Origin of the sequence: Paenibacillus sp. FSL K6-1230, from assembly GCF_038002385.1 — a bacterium.
GTDB classification, from domain to species: domain Bacteria; phylum Bacillota; class Bacilli; order Paenibacillales; family Paenibacillaceae; genus Paenibacillus; species Paenibacillus massiliensis.
Genome location: NZ_JBBOCK010000001.1, coordinates 4,633,427 through 4,651,271, shown reverse-complemented (window position 1 = coordinate 4,651,271; position 17,845 = coordinate 4,633,427). Strand labels below are relative to the sequence as shown.

The 17,845-nt window shown below is 49.0% G+C and carries 15 protein-coding genes; 13 read left to right on the top strand and 2 right to left on the bottom strand.

The annotated features are described in order from the left end of the window. Window positions 1–103: 103 nt before the first annotated feature. Complete coding sequence (locus MKX74_RS20385; protein ID WP_341179645.1) at window positions 104–832, bottom strand: hypothetical protein; 729 nt, start codon at window positions 830–832, stop codon at window positions 104–106. Window positions 833–1,651: 819 nt separating this feature from the next. On the opposite strand from MKX74_RS20385, the gene MKX74_RS20380 reads away from it, so the two are divergent. The 6 genes from MKX74_RS20380 to MKX74_RS20355 all read left to right on the top strand — a co-directional run bounded on the left by MKX74_RS20380 (window position 1,652) and on the right by MKX74_RS20355 (window position 8,816). Further along, on the top strand, window positions 1,652–2,293 hold the full coding sequence (locus MKX74_RS20380) for a hypothetical protein (protein WP_341179644.1): 642 nt from the start codon (window positions 1,652–1,654) through the stop codon (window positions 2,291–2,293). 158 nt (window positions 2,294–2,451) lie between these two features. After that, a complete protein-coding gene (gene pulA, locus MKX74_RS20375) occupies window positions 2,452–4,962 on the top strand; it encodes a type I pullulanase (RefSeq protein ID WP_341179643.1) in 2,511 nt (836 codons plus the stop codon). A gap of 73 nt (window positions 4,963–5,035) precedes the next feature. Beyond that, on the top strand, window positions 5,036–5,509 hold the full coding sequence (locus tag MKX74_RS20370; RefSeq protein ID WP_341179642.1) for a GNAT family N-acetyltransferase: 474 nt from the start codon (window positions 5,036–5,038) through the stop codon (window positions 5,507–5,509). Between the two features lie 221 nt (window positions 5,510–5,730). Beyond that, window positions 5,731–6,363 (top strand): 50S ribosomal protein L25, encoded by a 633-nt coding sequence (locus tag MKX74_RS20365; protein WP_028590033.1) that lies wholly within the window; start codon window positions 5,731–5,733, stop codon window positions 6,361–6,363. Window positions 6,364–6,593: 230 nt separating this feature from the next. Then, on the top strand, window positions 6,594–7,106 hold the full coding sequence (gene msrA / locus MKX74_RS20360) for a peptide-methionine (S)-S-oxide reductase MsrA (RefSeq protein ID WP_341180623.1): 513 nt from the start codon (window positions 6,594–6,596) through the stop codon (window positions 7,104–7,106). Window positions 7,107–7,328: 222 nt separating this feature from the next. Further along, window positions 7,329–8,816, top strand: coding sequence for a CAP domain-containing protein (locus MKX74_RS20355; protein ID WP_341179641.1), 1,488 nt, complete (start codon window positions 7,329–7,331; stop codon window positions 8,814–8,816). Window positions 8,817–9,317: 501 nt separating this feature from the next. Here MKX74_RS20355 and MKX74_RS20350 read toward each other — a convergent pair. Further along, window positions 9,318–9,674, bottom strand: coding sequence for a DUF1304 domain-containing protein (locus MKX74_RS20350; protein WP_341179640.1), 357 nt, complete (start codon window positions 9,672–9,674; stop codon window positions 9,318–9,320). A gap of 299 nt (window positions 9,675–9,973) precedes the next feature. On the opposite strand from MKX74_RS20350, the gene MKX74_RS20345 reads away from it, so the two are divergent. The 7 genes from MKX74_RS20345 (at window position 9,974) to MKX74_RS20315 (ending at window position 17,766) form a co-directional block, all read left to right on the top strand. After that, the gene (locus MKX74_RS20345) at window positions 9,974–10,897 is read left to right on the top strand and encodes a proline dehydrogenase family protein (RefSeq protein ID WP_341180622.1); all 924 of its coding nucleotides are present in this window, start codon (window positions 9,974–9,976) and stop codon (window positions 10,895–10,897) included. 14 nt (window positions 10,898–10,911) lie between these two features. Beyond that, the gene (locus MKX74_RS20340; RefSeq protein ID WP_341179639.1) at window positions 10,912–12,102 is read left to right on the top strand and encodes an ornithine--oxo-acid transaminase; all 1,191 of its coding nucleotides are present in this window, start codon (window positions 10,912–10,914) and stop codon (window positions 12,100–12,102) included. A gap of 147 nt (window positions 12,103–12,249) precedes the next feature. Further along, window positions 12,250–13,797: an L-glutamate gamma-semialdehyde dehydrogenase gene (pruA, locus tag MKX74_RS20335; RefSeq protein WP_341179638.1), complete on the top strand. Its 1,548-nt coding sequence runs from the start codon at window positions 12,250–12,252 to the stop codon at window positions 13,795–13,797. A 219-nt stretch (window positions 13,798–14,016) separates the two neighbouring features. Beyond that, window positions 14,017–14,991: an ABC transporter permease gene (locus tag MKX74_RS20330; protein WP_341179637.1), complete on the top strand. Its 975-nt coding sequence runs from the start codon at window positions 14,017–14,019 to the stop codon at window positions 14,989–14,991. Window positions 14,992–15,079: 88 nt separating this feature from the next. Continuing rightward, window positions 15,080–15,913, top strand: coding sequence for an ABC transporter permease (locus MKX74_RS20325; RefSeq protein ID WP_341179636.1), 834 nt, complete (start codon window positions 15,080–15,082; stop codon window positions 15,911–15,913). A 25-nt stretch (window positions 15,914–15,938) separates the two neighbouring features. Beyond that, entirely contained in the window at window positions 15,939–16,910 is a 972-nt protein-coding gene (locus tag MKX74_RS20320) for an ABC transporter ATP-binding protein (RefSeq protein ID WP_341179635.1), read from the top strand. After that, window positions 16,900–17,766, top strand: coding sequence for an ABC transporter ATP-binding protein (locus MKX74_RS20315; protein ID WP_341179634.1), 867 nt, complete (start codon window positions 16,900–16,902; stop codon window positions 17,764–17,766). The genes MKX74_RS20320 and MKX74_RS20315 overlap by 11 nt, the downstream gene beginning before the upstream one ends. Window positions 17,767–17,845: the final 79 nt, after the last annotated feature.

Sequence of the window (17,845 nt, the reverse complement as noted above, 5' to 3'; positions counted from 1 at the left end):
TGCTTAAAATTGCTTTTTAATAACTGACTACTTGAGACAGATTCACAATATGTTACTTCTTGAAACTTTCCACACCCACCCTCTTACCATTGTCTGAATTTTTTTAGATATCACTACGCTTAATAGTGGTTCCGTCATCAAAAATGATTTGATCCATTTCAAATTCAACCTTAATTTTATCTATTGGTGTATCTCTCAACTCAATATCTTCGTCCATAAACTGATTCACTTCAAAAGAGCCATCATATGTAGTTGAGGAATCGGCTAAGAGTTGTTCATCGTACTTAAGGTTAAGTGATTTAATTTTATTGCCAAACATGTCTTTGAAGGTGATAACACCCTGAAAACCTTTAACAGATCTTTTAGAGGTATTCTCAAAATTCAGGGTCATTTTAACGATATCACTAAAAATCCATTTATCAATATCTTCATAAGTTACACTTTTCTTGATTAAGTCTACTTTCACTGATTCGTCTAAAAGTTTTGTTTTTTCTTGTTTTTCCCTCTCTGCTTCTTCCTGTTTTCTTCTGAGTTCTTCCTCTTTCTTTTTTTCTTCTTCCTGAATCTTTCGCTGTCTCTCTTTTTCGTCAGTAATGATTTGACCCACTGTTTTAGATGATAGGTCTGTATTTTGACTATTGGCATACTCAACGGCTGTACTATATAGTTTTTTCTCTTCTTGTGTTAGTTCGTTGGTGCTGCTTATATCCTCAGAGAGAGACTCCGAATATAGTTCTTCTTTTACTGGTACCCCGCAGGCTGTTAACAACAGAAGCATCAGTACAATCGGTAGAGTGAATTTCACAAGGGCAAACTTGTAACCCTCTTTCATAACTACACAACCTTTCGAATAGATGTACAATCAACGATCACAATAAAGTTAAGTCATTATTATCTCATGCCTCTACCCAATCAAATCTGTCGGTACAAGAGACGTGACTAAGCTGGATGTACCATTGTTCCCCCTAATGTAGCTTTAAATATTTCCCTGTCTCCGTTTAAAGGTTACTCTACATACTCACAAGCAGTTGAGTCAGTAGGCATTGAATAAGCAGTCATAAGCAGGTATTTTTAATTAAATTATCTAATATTATCAGTTACTTTTTTACTGCTGTTATATTTTCATCTGCCGTCACCCAAATATCTTCTTATAGTAAATTTTACCCAATATATAAAACTATAATATATGATACGAATTGACTATGTACAGGGAAAAATTGCCTATAGTCGTCAAACAAACTGTGTTTGACGCTAAGCGAGTGAGAGCACGCTCTCTGACCATCATGACATATGTGCACCGATTACAGCATGTCTATGAACAAAGACACGTTGGTTCTCACGGAGATCTTTCCCTCGGTGAGTTTTTTATCCGTCCCCGATTCACATACACTTCGAAAGGCACTTTTAGACTATGATTTTCATCAATATTGTCACCTATGCTAATTCGAATAAGACGGTACTGACAGACTGAAGGAAATTGGACTCTTGCCGTGACTAATTCTAGGGGTGTTCCTGATTTGATATAGTTTGCTCAGATAATTGAGGGCATGGAACGGTGAAATGTGCTGAAAATAACAATATAGACACTTCATATTTTGGAATTATGCCATAATGAACGGTATAATATGGAGAATTATAGGAGGGGTCCTTATTGTTACAGCAATGGTATGATAAAATAATACGAAATCTGGCAGCGCCCTACATAGTATTGTATGCACTCTTTCGATTCCTGAATGTATCCTGGATGTGGCCGGTGCTCGATACGGTATCTACTGTGCTGTACATAGCTTTGTGTACGGCCTGGATGTGGCGGGTAAGAAAGAATACAGTGCGGCGTGTGCCACAGCTATGGCTTGCTCTGATCTACTTGATGCTGCTGCTTGGGGTCATATCCTACCCATGGATGGTGCTGCCTTGGATTCTACTGTATCCACTATTGAGAAAGACCACTGAGCATCGCTTGAAGAAGCTGGGTGCAGGGCTGGTGTATGGGGTATTTGTACTTATGATGGTTCTGGTACTGCTCGTCCATCTCCTGGCCTCGGTCATGGTATCTATTCAGGATGTTGCTGAAGCAGCATCCCCCGACGGCATTCACCTGGTTACGGTGACGCAGGTGGATCAAGGGGCACTTGGGGTCGACTTCAAGACAACATTGGGTACGAGAATACTGTATGTGTTCCGCCAATCGAGAGTGATCTCCAACGAGGATTACTATGGGGGCAAGGTGTGGTGGGAGGATCATGACAGCTTCCATGTGGAGGAACGAACCTACCGTCTGTCCGAGCTGTGATGGGCTGGTGCTGAGGAGTTCGGTATAGTCCATGCATAAGTTGATGATAGGGTAATGTGTAAATACGGACTTACAGCTCGGTAGACGAGTAGCCGCTTGAAGGATTATACACGGAATTTGTTCTTTTTAATGTAGACAATTTTCTTGGTGGTGATACGATGACAAGCAATTTCTCTCTGGCTACGGCCTATACAGACCGTATGCTGGGTCTATCCTATACAAGACAGATGAGCCATTTTAGCCTGTGGGCACCGACGGCAGATCAGGTCAAGCTCGTCATCTATGCGAATGCAGGAAGCTATGATGAAGAGGGGCAGGTAAGACAGGATGAGGGTGGCCTGGAATGGTCCATGCATCGACATGATGATGGTGTGTGGGAGGCTTGCGTTGCTGGGGATTGGGCTGGCCATTACTACATGTATAAGCTAACCTTCGGCAAGCATGATATTCGTTATGCCGCTGACCCTTATGGGCGGGCGGTCACGGCGAATGGACAGCGATCTGCTGTACTGGACCTGCGCTCTACCGACCCTGCTGGCTGGTCTGAGGATCGACGTCCTGACTGTGCACATCCTACAGATGCTGTTATTTATGAGCTGCATGTCCGGGATTTCTCGGCTGATCCGGATGCGGACTTTGAAGGGGATCGTGGTCGGTTTTCCGCTTTTACAAGGACAGGTCTATGCAATAAGGATGGAGAGGCCATTGGCCTGGATCACTTGAAGGATTTGGGTATTACTCATGTACATCTGCTTCCGATAGCCGATTGCCATACCATTGATGAACTGGCGGACCCTGCCCATTCTCCGCAATATAACTGGGGGTATGATCCCCAGCATTACAATGTGCCAGAGGGCTCTTATGCTAGCGACCCGCGTAATCCAGCTGTACGAATCAGAGAGTTCAAGGAGCTCGTGCTGGCTCTGCACAGGGCAGGGATCGGTGTCATATTGGATGTGGTCTACAACCATACGTATGCTTTGGAGGAAGGTCCCTTCGAGCCGATCGTACCGGGTTATTATTATCGTCAAAACCAGCATGGTGAATGGTCTAACGGCTCTGGTGTCGGTAACGAAGTGGCCAGTGAGCGTCCAATGGTACGCCGATATATCAAGGATTCGCTTCGCTACTGGGCAGAAGAGTATCATGTTGACGGCTTCCGCTTCGATCTGCTGGGGCTGATAGACACTCCGACCGTGGCAGAGCTGACCAAAGAGCTGAGGGAAGAAGTCTACGCGGGGATGCTGATCTATGGAGAGCCATGGACAGGCGGGGAATCACCACTTCAGGAAAAGACCTTGAAGGGGAGCCAGCGAGGCAAGGGTTTTGCGGTATTCAACGATCATTTTCGGGGAGCGATCAAGGGAGATAGTGATGGAGAAGGGTCCGGCTTTGCTACAGGTGCATGGGATAGAGAAGGCGAGATTATGCAAGGAGTTCGGGGAGCGATCTATGACTTTACGAAGGCTCCTTCCGAATCCATCAATTATGTCACAGCTCATGATAATTTGAATCTGTGGGACAAGATTATTACGGTGCGGCAGCTGCGCGGGCACTGTGCCTTCCCGGATTGGGATCAGGGTGAGCCGAGAGATGGCCGCTCTGCTGAGGAAGCCGTTCGGGATGCGGACCCTTATGCACTACTGGATCAGAACCAACTGATGGAGGATGAGACAGTGCGTCGCTCTTTACTCTCGAATGGCATTGTCTTGACCTCACAGGGCATCCCCTTCATACATGCAGGGGATGAAATACTGCGCTCCAAGTACGGTGATCATAACAGCTATCGCAGCGGGGATGCCGTTAATTGTATTCGCTGGACCCATAAGACGCGTTTTCGTGCTGTCTTTGACTACTATGCAGGTCTGATCCTGCTTCGGCGCAGTCATCCGGCATTTCGATTGCAGTCAGCGGAGCTGGTGGAGCAGCATCTGGAGACGCTGCGTGAGAGCGATCATACCGTGGCCTACCGGTTGCACAGCTACGCTGGTGGGGATACGTGGCGAAATATTGTGGTCATCTATAACGGGTCGGATCGTGAGCAGACCATGTTCCTGCCGGAAGATTCGGAATGCTGGCATATTGTTGTGAATGAGCGGCAGGCGGGCACAGACACTTTGGGCATCGTATGTGGTGATCGTGTTACGGTGCCGCGTTGGTCGATCATGGTGCTTCATGATGCGATGCCTTCTACGGATCCTGTCACCGTCGAGGAACAGGAAGGCCAAGTGCAAGTTGCCTTGTCGGCAGAAGTCCGTGTTGCTGACCCCGTTACGATAGAAGATAGAGGGCAGGATTGTCATTCCATGCTGCACCCATCTGAGAATCCACACCTCGATCTAGACCCATGCTCGCACTCGTCACCCCACCCCTATCGAACAATAACTTTGTACTACGAGCGTCCTGATCAGTCTTATGAAGGCTGGAATGTCTGGGTGTGGGGAACCGGGCTGCAGGATGGGCAGATCTCGCTGGAGAGGATCGAAGACGGGCGGGCAGTGGCCCATATCCGAGTAGCTCCTCATGTGCGCAGAGTCGGTTACATTCTCAGACTGAAGCAGTGGGAGGCCAAGGATATCGAGATGGATCGTTACATTGATATCCGGCCCGATGAGCAGCATATGCAGGTGCTTGTTCGTAGTGGTATCGTACGAGAGACCGCAGTGTAATATGGGTCATAAACGGATTGTAGAATGCTAAGAACAGTCTTCGAAAGCTGTTGTAGAGGAGCGAGGTTACAGGATGAACGTGTCTTACTTGGCAGTGCAGGCAACCATTCATGATCTGGATGACCTGGTGCCATTATTCGATCATTATCGTAGTTTCTATCACCAGCCTTCGGACGTGAAGGCAGCACGAGAATTTTTGCTGGCGAGGCTGGAGCATGCGCAATCGGTGATCTACATTGCCAGAGATTCGGCTACTAGTCAAGCAGTAGGCTTCGTGCAGCTCTATCCCAGCTTTTCTTCTATTTCTATGAAGAGAGTATGGGTGCTAAATGATCTGTATGTACGGGAGGACCGTCGCCGCCAAGGTGTCGCAGAGCTGCTACTGGAGCAGGCTAGAGGCTTCGCGGTGAAGACAGGCGCCAAAGGAATTGAGCTATCCACTGCTCCAGACAATGCAACAGCCCAAGCGCTGTATCATAAGCAAGGGTATATAAAGGACGATGAATTCATACACTATTTTCTAGACCTGACCCAAAAGTCGCACTAGTGCGGCTTTTTTTCGTTAAGTAGGGACTGACAAAAGCGTTCTTTCACCTCGTAAAACAATATTTTTAGGCGAATAAGGGGTCAATTTTTGAAAAAAGGGTAAGTATACTTATGGCTTGTCATGCTTATAATGCTAGCAGGCTTGCTTATAATAGCTACTATGCTGTCTTGTTACAGGATGGCGATGATCCATGTAAGGGATACCTAAGGAGGTTCAATACCATGGCTAATCAAGGAAAGAGCAATCAACTGACGGCAGAGAACAGAACGGAGACTAAAGGAGCAGCATTACGCCAGTTAAGATTGAGCGGTCGCGTTCCGGCAGTGGTGTATGGTTCAGAGATGGACGGAACACCGGTTAGTGTCGATGCCAAGGATTTCAGCAAGATCATGCGTACAGGTCGTACGGAGATGTTCGATCTGGAGCTAGGTGGCAAGAAAATTCCCGTATTGATTAAGGATTATCAGGAGCAGGATGGAAGATTCCTTCATGCTGATTTCTTGAAAATATCTAAAAATAAACCAATTCGCGTAAAGGTAGCGATCGACTTCCAAGGTACTGCAGCAGGCACCAAGACCGGTGGAATATTGCAGGTACAGGAGACAGAGATCGAGATCGAGGCACTGCCAGCGGATCTTCCGTCCGCAATTGAAGTGGACATCTCGGGTCTCGATATTGGTGACAAGCTGAGCGTGGGCGATATCAAGCTGCCTGACAAGGTTACCTTGATGGCAGATGAAGCCGGGGTAATCGCTTCAGTAATCGTACCGCGCATTGCCGAGACGGAGGAAGAGTCTGAGCCTGAAGCTTCGGCAGAAGGCACTGAAGCTGAAGCGAAGCAGTCAGAAGAATAATGACTTTCCATCGCTTAAGCTCTATTGTGTAAAGGCAGGCCGGCCAGGGAGATGCTCCTTGACTGGCCTGTCTTTGTGCTATGAATGAGAACGGTCATGCTTGGAATTATGGATGGAATCCGCTTATAATGATGAAGCCGAACGGTACAATGATGAAGCCAAATGGTACAATGGTGTCCAAGCAGAATAAATACCATATCAAGTTGGAAGTGAAGGAGATCGATCGTATGATACAAAAGGCAACCTTTGCCGGCGGATGCTTCTGGTGCATGGTAACTCCATTTGATGAGCTGCCGGGCATTCATGGGATCTTGTCTGGATATATGGGAGGCACTACCGATAACCCTACATATGAGGAAGTAAAGACAGGAACGACAGGCCATCTTGAGGTCGTAGAGATTACTTATGATGATGAAGTTTTTCCATATTCGAAGCTGTTGGAGCTGTATTGGGTACAGATTGATCCGACGGACGCAGAGGGGCAATTTCATGATCGGGGAAGTCAGTATCGTACAGCCATATTTGTGCACAATGAAGAGCAGCGCGTGCTTGCCGAGCAATCCAAACAGGAGCTTGCGGCTAGCGGTCGCTTCGATCAGCCGATTGTGACAGAGATCCGGTCAGCGGAGATCTTCTACCCTGCAGAGGATTACCATCAGGATTATCATAAGAAAAATCCGAAGCATTACAAAGAAGACCGAGAGAAGTCAGGCCGTGATTCGTTCATTCAGAATCATTGGTAATCTGTAGTCAACCTATTAAAACACAGTGCTATCTACTCAGGATGCAGCTGTGTTTTTTTGCATGTCAGAGCTTGCTCAGAGCTTTGAGCGTGATGTGAAGCAGTATGTAGGATCATGTGAAGCAGCACCCAAGCAAATAAAATTTAAAGATAATATAACAAATTTTCCCTTAAATGTCGATATACACTGAGTATTGACATAATGAAGGGAGATTTGAATTACATGGTTCGACTCAAAACAACATTTCGTCTATTGCTAGGGCTGCCGCTGGTCGGTATGCTGCTTCTGCTCTGGAACTCTTCAGTGGCACAAGCCAGCTCAGTAGACAGCCTGCTGCCCGAGCGCAGCAAGCAAGAGATTATCCAGCAGTGGAATTTATGGATGGATGATAATGTGTCTGGTCCTTTGTATACAGAGGAGCCTTCCACACGTTATCCTTTCGTTGCAGGTGCTGTTAACGAGCGTTACTTGGAGCAAGCGTTGAATGCATCCAATTTCTATCGTTTTCTTACAGGGCTACCAAGTGATCTTGTGCTTGATTCAGCTCTGAACCGTCAAGCCCAGCATGGAGCTGTTCTTGTCTCTACTGCTGATTTCCTGACCCATTTTCCTCCGCAGCCAGAAGGCATGACTAAGGAATTTTTCGATCTGGGTGCCAAATCAGCTTCGACTTCCAATCTGTATGCTTCTTACAGCTCTAGCAGAAATCTTGCAGTGGAAAGCGTGCATGCCTACATGGATGATTCCGACTCCAGCAATATCGCTAATCTTGGCCATCGTCGGTGGGTGTTAAATCCGCAACTGAAACGGGTTGGATTCGGCATTGCGTCGCTGATTAGACCAAACAACTCGTACGCAAGCCATTACAGTAGCATGCAGGTATTGGATACCAGCCGTTCCGAAAGGGTTAATTACAATTACAGCTTGTATCCGAATAAAGGGGCTTTTCCTATTGAAGCCTTCAATGGTAATCAAGCCTGGTCTGTACAATTGAACCCGGATGTCTTTGCGAAGCCGTCCAATAACAGTGTACAAGTAGAGATCGTTCGTTCCTCGGATCAACGCACCTGGGTCTTGGGAGCACAGCATCAGAATGGAACGGGTCAAGGGAAGGCTTTCTTTAACGTGAGCCCCGATGGGTACGGCTCTGGTTATGGAGTTATTTTCCGTCCGGATGGAATCAAGTCCCTGAAGGATGGAGATAAGTTCAATATTCGTATTACTGGCTTGAAGAAGAAGAACGGTTCGTCCGCAGAAATCGCGTATCAGACTCGTTTCTTCTCAGTTGAGAATGGTAGTCCGGACCCTGGAGAGGAACAGCCTCCGGGAGAAGAGCAGCCACCAGGAGAAGAGCAGCCTCCGGGTGAAGAACCTCCAGGTGAAGAACAACCACCGGGCGAGGAGCAGCCAGGAGATCATCTGCCGAATCCACTGGTTCAGGTGGAGTATACAGGAGACCATACCTTGAAGATCAGAGGTACAATCACTAAGTATGCCAATGAGACATTCACCCTGCGCATTCACGGTGCTGCCCCTGAGGAGCCGTTCATTCAGACGACACGTGTTAAGCTGGATCAACAGGGCCGCTTCAGTCTGACGGTTCCTAATCTGGGTGCTCCTGAGCTCAATGTGTACCTGTCTGTTAGCGATCAATTGACATATCTGCTTAATATGACGAGCAATTCTGACGTTACGTATTCGTTCGAATAAGTATTGCTTGAATAAGTATTTGCTTAATACGGATCAGACGTTATATCGTATCTACGAATAAATATAATTTACAACAATAGCCATGGAAGCTCTAAGCGCTTGCCATGGCTATTGTTGTTCATGTGAAGTCTGTTAATTCAACGGATATCAGGATTCAATCTGAAAAGGACGAGATATCTGTTGACAGATATCCCAAGACAAGATAAAATCCTTCTAAACAGGTTGGAATTATAGGTATAACAAGTCTAAGGTATTTAAGGTAAAGGAGAGGGATTGGATGAACTGGCTTGTTCATTTTTTTGAATGGTGGGGCTCCACAGTATGGTCTAAGCAACATGAGGAGCTGGATCATAATGCATATCTTTGCTATGATCTGCTAGGTCACTCGTTTCATTAATCTCTTTCACGTCATTAAATTTCATACTAGTCTTGTATCAATTACACAGGCGTCAGACCAGCTACCAGGCTGTAGATCTGACGCCTGTTTTATTGTCTAGGGCTTTAGGTGAGCCAGACCAACAGCAATGTAATCAGTGCAGGAATTGCCTGTACGAACAGAATGGACCGCTTGGAGGTCAAGCCTCCGAACAAGCCGGCCACAAGCACACAAAGCAAGAAGAAGACCTGAATCTGCTGTCCAGTACTAGCTACCGGATGAGCCAGCCCCCATATCAGACCTGCCGCGAGAAAAGCATTATATACCCCTTGATTGGCAGCAAGCGTCTTGGTCTGCGCTGCGAACTCTGGAGTCGTTGCGAAGGCCTTGCGTGCCCGTGGTGTCGTCCAGAAGAAGGTCTCTAACAGAAATATGTACACATGAAGCGCTGCAACAAGGCCTACGAATATAGCTCCCAACATACAATGATTCCTCCTATTCTTATTAAGCTTACAACATGAATCTAATAATCCTTAAGGATTGCTAACAAATGGATTGCTACCAACTCATCTTGTATATATTACTCTCAACTTATATTGAATACAAGCATTAAGCTCCACAATAAATCCATGCAGCAATGACAAATAACAGAAGGCTGACAAGCCTGGTCTGCAATAAATCGGCATGAAGCCTCATATGCTGTAAGGCATAGGATATCGCAATCCGGTGATGGGCTGACACCAGTTGACAGATGGATGAACAGATGAGGAGAAGAGGTGATCTGGAGAGCATGCTGCGCAATACGCTGCTATATTTGTCCAGAAGTGAAAGAGCCAACCGTTTAGCCAGAAGTCATGGACTGCGGCTAGGGGCAGATCGTTTTGTCGCAGGAGAGACATTGGAGGATGCTTTACAGAAGGTGTGGGAATTGAATGAACAGGGGATACTGGCGACCCTGGACCATCTGGGAGAGTTCGTGGCGAGTGAGGAAGAAGCAACAGCAGCCGCTGCGGAGGCAATCCGGAGCATCCAGGCTATTGCCGGGACGGGAGTGCAGGCCAATCTATCCGTCAAATTAACACAGCTGGGGCTTGAGCTGCCGGGAGAGGTCTGCATCGCGCACATGAGGAGGATTGTCGGAGAGGCGAAGCGCTGCGGGGGCTTTGTACGCATTGATATGGAGGACTATGCACATAACGAAGCTACTCTCGCCATATTCGAGCAGCTATACGAAGCGTACGGAGGAGCTCATGTCGGACTGGTGCTACAGGCATATCTTCGCAAAACGGCTGAAGATATGGAACGATTGTCCCGGCTTGCCCCGAATTACAGGCTGGTCAAGGGAGCCTATAAGGAGGCTGCAGAAGTCGCTTACCCTGATAAGCAGGAGGTGGATGATCAATTTAAGCGGATTATTCGCCTGCAACTGGATCAAGGGCATTATGCCGCAGTGGCTACTCATGATGAAAGAATTCTGGAGTATGTTCGCACCTATGTCCACGAGCAAGGGATCTCTAACCAAGCTTTTGAATTTCAAATGTTATATGGTATTCGTCCGCAATTACAGCAGCAGTTGGCTGCAGAAGGATACAAGGTTCGAGTATATGTACCTTATGGAACCGAATGGTATGGGTATTTTATGCGCCGAATGGCCGAGCGGCCGGAAAATCTGACGTTTGTGCTCAAGTCGATATTCAGGCGTTGAAAGGAGTGGGTGGCATGGGGCGGGCAAGACAGATTATGGAGCAGACAGAGCAGCTTGGAGCACATAATTATCACCCTCTGCCCATCGTCATAGCGAAGGCCGAAGGGGTATGGGTCGAGGACCCGGATGGTCGGCGCTACATGGATATGCTAAGCGGCTATTCAGCACTGAACCAGGGTCATCGGCATCCACGGATCATTGAGGCACTGAAGCAGCAGGCGGAGCGTGTGACACTCACCTCACGTGCTTTCTACAACGAGCCGCTTGCAGAGCTGCTTGCTAAGCTGACAGCCTACACGGGCAAGGAAATGATTTTACCCATGAACACGGGTGTGGAGGCTGTTGAGACAGCGATCAAGGCAGCTAGACGTTGGGGGTATCGGACGAAGGGCATAGCGGATCAACAAGCAGAGATTATTGTATGTCATGGGAATTTTCATGGCAGGACATTGACGGCAACCTCTCTATCCTCGGAAGCAGCTTATCGTCAGGATTTCGGCCCGTTCATACCGGGCTTCAAACTCATCCCTTATGGAGATGCACGGGCTCTGGAGCAGGCAATCACGCCTAATACAGCTGCTTTTTTGATGGAGCCCATTCAGGGAGAGGCAGGGATCATCATTCCACCGCAGGGCTACTTGCAGCAAGTTCGCAAGCTCTGTACCGAGCATGGGGTTCTGTGGCTGGCAGATGAGATTCAGACGGGCTTCGGACGTACTGGCAAGCGTTTTGCCTGTGATTGGGAGCAGGTCGAGCCTGATGTGTACATGTTAGGAAAAGCGCTGGGAGGCGGCGTGCTCCCTGTCTCGGCGGTAGCAGCGAATCGGGACATTCTGGAGGTATTCGAGCCAGGCTCCCATGGTTCTACGTTCGGTGGGAATCCACTGGCGAGTGCCGTAGCTGTGGCTGCACTGCAGGTCATTGAAGATGAACAGCTCGCTGATCGCTCGTTGCGGTTGGGAGAGCTGCTGCTGAAGCGGTTAAGACAGATCCAGCATCCTGAGCTGGTTGAGGTACGTGGTCGTGGGCTATTCATCGCAGTGGAGACCAAGGGGCCTGCAAGACCTTATTGTGAGCGACTTCAGCAGACAGGTCTGCTGTGTAAGGAAACGCATGAACGGGTCATTCGTCTGGCTCCTCCGCTAGTGATTACGGAGGCGGAGCTGGACTTCGCAGCCAATCGTGTGGAGCAATTATTTAGGTAGGAAGAAGCCCGGAAGTCAAGGGCTGTATAAGCAGAAATCCTGCTGGCAAAAAGCCGATTGTTCGAGCAGGAATGCAGGTATGCTCGTAGGTAACGGGGGCCTGCTATCATTTTGTAATCCATATTCATGGAAAGGTGGTTATAAGCAATGATCCCCTATCGCCCAGAACCCTTCACGGATTTCACGCTATCCGCACAACACATGGCCCTCGAAGAAGCCGTCAGGCTGGCACGAACAGACATAGGTCAGGTCTATCCGCTGATCGTGGGGGGCAGGCGCATTGAGACAGAGACCTTCGATTCGCTTAATCCTTCCCGTTCGGCAGAAATCGTAGGCCGTGTCTCCAAGGCTGATGCAGGACTAGCGGAGGAGGCGCTTCAGCATGCAGCTGTAGTATTCGAATCCTGGTCCCGTGTGTCTGTGGAGCAACGGGCTCGACTGCTGCTGAAAGCCGCGGCAGCTCTGCGTCGTCGCAAGCATGAGTTCACAGCCTGGTTAATGCTGGAGGCGGGCAAGACCCGTGCCGAAGCCGATGCGGATACTGCGGAAGCCATTGATTTCATGGAGTACTATGCACGGCAGGCATTGGACATGAATGCGTGGGCTACGGCGAGATTGATCCCGTATTCTGGTGAGGATAACGAGCTACAGTATATTCCGCTTGGTGTAGGCGTAGTAATCTCACCATGGAATTTCCCGCTGGCAATTATGGCTGGCATGACGATGGCTGCCGTCGTGACGGGTAATACGGTCGTGTTGAAGCCTGCCAGCGCGACGCCAGTAGTCGCCTATAAGTTCGTGGAGCTGCTTGAGGAGGTGGGCATGCCGTCAGGGGTCGTGCAGTATCTCCCCGGAAGTGGCGCGGAGATTGGTGATCTGCTGGTATCTCATCCTTTGACTCGCTTCATCTCTTTTACAGGCTCCAGAGAGGTGGGGCTACGGATATTCGAGCAATCCGCCCGGATAGGGTCAGGGCAAAAATGGCTGAAGCGGTTCGTGGGCGAGTTGGGTGGCAAGGATGCGATTATCGTGGATGACTCAGCTGACCTGGAGGCTGCCGCACGTGCAATTGTGGCCTCGGCCTTTGGCTTCTCGGGTCAGAAGTGCTCCGCTTGCTCACGGGCCATCGTACATGCTGACGTGTATGATGTGGTGCTAGCACGCTGTACGGAGCTTACACTGGCCCTTCAGGTAGGAGATGCTCTGGACGCTAGCAGCTCGCTGGGGCCTGTTATTGATGCTGCGGCCTATAACAGCATACTAAAGTATATTGAGCAGGGACATATGGAGGGAAGGCTCGTTGCAGGTGGGGGCAAGGCCGGGGAGGGTGGTTATTTTGTAGAGCCTACGATCTTTGCCGACGTACCTCCGACTGCTGCGCTGATGCAGGAGGAAATCTTCGGACCGGTATTAGCCTTTAGCAAGGTAGATAGCTTCATACAAGCCCTTGAGGTTGCTAATGGGACAGATTATGGACTGACTGGGGCCGTATTCTCCCGTGATCGCGACCATCTGGAGCTGGCACGCAGGCAGTTCCATGTGGGGAATCTATACTTTAATCGCAAATGTACAGGGGCGCTGGTCGGCGTACACCCTTTCGGCGGCTTCAACATGTCAGGTACAGATTCCAAAGCGGGTGGACCCGATTATTTACTGCAGTTCACCCAGCTTAAGCTGGTATCCGAACTATTATAGGGATGTAAAAAAGTATTGCGTCTACTCGGGTGTGTAGAGTAACCGAGAATGGACGCTTGCCTTTCTGCAAGTGCATATCTTCATACAATGAAATCTCCGGCAGCCCACAATGTCGGGGATTTCGCTATGCACAGAAAAGGCTGCTGCAGACGACCCTCGCAAGGGCTGCGCACTGAACCTTGTCGTTATATCCATTTCGGATCGTAAGGAGGAGAACACTTGGTTACCTATGTATCAAGAAGGCTGGCGACTGGAGCGCTGGTTGTGGTCGCTGCCATCGTATTGAATTTTATGCTGACCTACTTGGCTCCTGGAGACCCCATCCGTATCTTGTCCGGAAAGGATAACCCATCACCGCAAGCCGAAGCAGCTCTTCGCGACAAATATGGATTGGATCAGCCCATGACGACACAACTGGCATATTATGCCGGCAATCTGCTACAAGGTGACCTTGGGGAATCTATGCTTAGCGGGAGGCCTGTAGCTGAGATGATTCGTGAACGTGTGGGACCAACGCTGCTGCTGACACTTACTACAGTGATATGCTCGCTCATAATCGGTACTGTCCTCGGCATGTATTGTGCGCGTAGGTCAGGCTCAAGACAGGATTCTGTCATTCTTGCCTTAACGTATGTATTCGATGCTATCCCCACATTTTGGTTAGGCATGATGAGTATTCTATTGTTCGCATCCACACTGCAATGGCTACCAACGGCTGGAATGGTGGATATGCGGAGCGAGCATGAGGGATTCACATATGTCTTGGATGTATTACGTCATTTATGCTTACCTGCCTTGACCCTGATTTTAGGTAATGTGCCGTATTTCTTTAGGATTGCCCGTGCTTCCGCTCTTCAGGTCATGACCGAAGATTATGTCCTCATGCTGCGTGCAACAGGGATGAAGGAGAGTCGGATTTTTCGCAAATATGTATTGCGGAATGCTCTTCTTCCTACTATTCATCTCTTTGGGATGAGTCTGGCCTTCATTGTTACAGGAGTAGCTATGGTGGAAATCGTTTTTTCTTGGCCAGGTATGGGAAGCTTCATGATGAACGCCATTTCACGCAGGGATTATCCGTTGCTGATGGGCTTATATTTGATATTGTCCATATCGGTCGCCGTCTCCATGCTGCTGATGGATATCGTAAGCGCGTGGATTGATCCCAGAATACGTTACAGTCAATCCATATGAAGAATGAAGGAGGGAAGCATGACATGCGGGCTGTATGAACTGCATTGCTGCCTCTCAGCGAAGTGGACAAGCTGGATCTCCACAGGGTTTGCATCGCAGAGTACTGTTGCAATTTCGTCGTATACTGCAGCTTCGACTGGGGCTGATGGGTCTGAGCATCATTCTGTGCATGGCAGCAGGTGCGCCATGGCTGGCCACACATGATCCATTTGCTCTAGCTGATGAACTGATCGCTCCCCCGGGACGTGAGCATTGGATGGGTACAGACGGACTAGGACGGGATATCTTCAGTATGCTTTTGTATGGCGCACGAACCTCATTACTGATTGGGCTAGTGGCGGCATCCGTCTCTGCTGTAATCGGGACCGTCGTTGGAGGGCTAGCAGGCTATTACGGAGGAAGGATCGACATCGTGCTGTCGGAGCTGAACAATCTGGTTCTGATGCTTCCAACCTTCTTCCTCGTGTTGATCGTGGTTGCGATGTTTGGTGGAAGTATGGTCCATCTGATGCTCGTTATCGGTCTCACTAGCTGGGCCAGCAATGCACGGATCATGAGGGCGCAGACCCTGTCGCTAAGAGAGCGAACCTTCGTGTTGAGCCTGATAGCCATTGGGAAGAGCCGTGCTGCCATTCTCTTCAGACATATTCTACCCAACGCTATAGCTCCTGTCCTGGTCAATACCACCACAAATATTTCTGTAGCCATCGTTATGGAATCGAGCCTGAGCTTTCTGGGGCTAGGGGATGCTGGCGCCATAAGCTGGGGACGGATGGTGTATAGCGGACAGGCCTATTTGACTACAGGCTGGTGGATTTCAATAGCTCCAGGTCTGATGATCATGCTGACAGTCTTATCCTTCTATCTGATCGGAGATGGTCTTCAGCGGCTGCTAAATCCGAGACAGGAGAGCAGGCAGTGAGGTGCAAGATGGGGGAGGGGATGAGGTGACATTGCTGCAGCTAAAGGATGTGTACGTGTCCTATCACATGGGTACCAGGGCAAGTACTGCTGTGGAGCAGGTCTCGCTCAAGCTGGACGAACAGGATTCCATCGGAATCGTGGGAGAATCAGGTTCAGGCAAAACAACATTAGCCATGGCCGTGCTGCGTTTACTACCACAAAAATCCACGGAAGTAGAAGGAGATATACGGTTCCAAGGAATGGATCTTCTTAGAATGTCTGAGGAGCAGCTGGCTCGTATCCGTTGGAAGGAGATCGCTGTTGTGCCCCAGCAATCCATGAATGTGCTTAGCCCGGTGCATCGCATTGGATGGCAAATGTCAGATATTCTACGGCAGCATGAACCCGGGTTGAGCCAAAAACAGCTCAATGCCAACATCATGGATTTACTGAGTCTGGTACGGCTGTCCAGCTCAGTCTATTACCAATATCCCTACGAGCTATCTGGAGGGATGCTACAGCGTGTCTCCATTGCACTTGGTCTTATGCACAGACCGAAGCTGCTCATTATGGATGAAGCCACTACGGCGCTGGATGCAATCACGCAGGAGTATATTCTGCAGATGCTATTGCAAATGGAGCGGGCGCACGGAATATCCCGAATGATGATAACTCATGACATGTCGGTCGTGGCGACATCCTGCAACAACGTAGCTGTGATGTATGCTGGACGGCTTGTGGAATACGGATCTGTGACCGAGGTGCTTCAGAGACCCCTTCATCCGTATACACAGGATTTGATAAATTCACTGGCTTTCGCTCACGGCATAGACGAAGAGTGTACTCCACGTCCAATGCAAGGGGCTATGCCTGAAATACTGACTGACATGGATTCATCACCTCGTGGCTGCGTATATGCTGGACGCTGTTCGTATGTAACTTCCACATGTCTAGAATATCAGCCGAAGGACCGGTGGTATTCCAGCACAAGGCGGGTGGCTTGTCATGGAATATAACGAGGCGACATTACAAGAATCAGATCGACGAGTCATTTTACAGGCATTTCACATCACGAAGGTTTTCCGATTACGCAATAAGAATAGTCTGCTATCGTGGGTGGGTGGAGGAAGCAGGGAGAGCATGAAGAAGCTGCTATGGAAGAAGGCTTTGGAAGGGGTTAGCTTCTCGCTGTACGAGGGAGAGATTCTTGCCTTGATCGGGGAGAGTGGGAGTGGCAAGTCTACACTTGCCAAGCTACTGGCTAGACTTGATCATCCCAGCGCGGGCTGGACTGAGCTGGGAGGTGAACCCGTACCGGTCGTCTATCGCAGAGATCGACTGTCGTTCCGACGCCGGGTACAGCTGATTTTCCAAAATCCATTTGATACCTTCGATCCGCGGCTTAACATAGCTGCTATTCTGCTAGATGCTCTAAGGCTTCACCAAATCGGTGCCAGTGATGACGAAAGGCTTCATCAATGTATTGACCATATGAAACGATATGGATTTAACCCTGCTCATGAGTATATATACCGTTATCCCCATGAGTTATCTGGCGGTCAGCTACAGCGTATCTCCATTTTACGCTCTATGCTGCTTCAGCCGCAGGTGCTGCTTGCAGATGAGCCATTCTCCATGCTCGATGTATCCATCCGGGCGGATATGATGCGAATGCTTGTGAACCTTGTCCGCAGTCAGCAGATGAGTATGATCTTCATTAGTCATGATATCCGAGCTGCCCGCTGGCTGGCTGATCGCGTGGGAGTCATGAGCCAAGGCCGGATCGTGGAGATCGGCTCTACCAAAGAGGTGTTTGAGACGCCGAAGCATCCCTATACGCAAGCGCTGCTGTCTGCCGCTGGAATTGGATGAGCTTGAGCCGACAGATGGAGCAGGAGCATACGATCATGTGACGATGCGACCGCTGTACTGCAACTTTTTCAGGATTGAT